1 protein-coding gene is annotated in these 790 nt (G+C 41.8%); it reads right to left on the bottom strand.

All coding sequences use genetic code 11. From position 1 onward, the window contains the following. A partial coding sequence (locus ACS8FD_RS19320; protein WP_439277051.1) for an enoyl-CoA hydratase-related protein occupies nt 1-447 on the bottom strand: 447 nt, incomplete at its 3' end. Nucleotides 448-790 lie beyond the last annotated feature (343 nt).

Raw genomic sequence — 790 nt, 5'->3', positions numbered from 1 at the left:
AAATGGCATAATACCCCGCTGCACCTCCATCTGCGCAAAGTTGCAATTTTCGCTCGCGATGACCACATCACTGTTGAGCATGAGCTCAATCCCAGCAGTAAAACAGGTGCCTTGTACCGCAACGACAATAGGCTTGGTGCGTAATTTACCACTGATGCCCCACGGATCAATCTCGTCATCGTTAAATTCAAACGCACCTTTGTCCCATTTGTCTTGTAGCTCCATGAGATCAAGACCAGCGGTAAAGTGCTCACCATGCGCAAATATCAGCGCACAACGTAAATTATCGTCATTGTCATAATGAGTCAGCGCATCAGACAATTGATTGATCATATGGCTGTCAAAGGCATTTCGCTTATCTACGCGATTTAGTCCAATAAGACAAATATAGTCTTGGACTTCATAAGTAATGCGAGTGTCTGTGTGATGATTATGTTCCGTCGTCATAGTTTCGTCCTTTTATACTTGTCTTTATTGAGAATCATAAGAAGTCGCTTTTAATATAGCCATCTATACACTATTACACAAGCAGCAAAGCCATTATCAATACTCACTGACCTGACGATAATAGTTGACCTGATTTACGATTGGTGCAACTATTATTCAAACTAAAACATTACTCAGAGCCTATTATGGAATTTTGGCATGGATTTTTACTTATCACTAGTGTGCACTTACTCGCAGCCGCCTCTCCTGGTCCTGACTTTGTGTTAGTTTCACGTGAAACTTTAACCAAAGGACGTCGTACTGGCTTGATTTGTAGTCTAGGTATTACAGTTGGTCTTGCGGT

Source organism: Psychrobacter sp. 1U2, from assembly GCF_051847575.1.
Note: the sequence above shows the minus strand (reverse complement) of the source record. Positions and strands in the feature narration are given on the sequence as shown.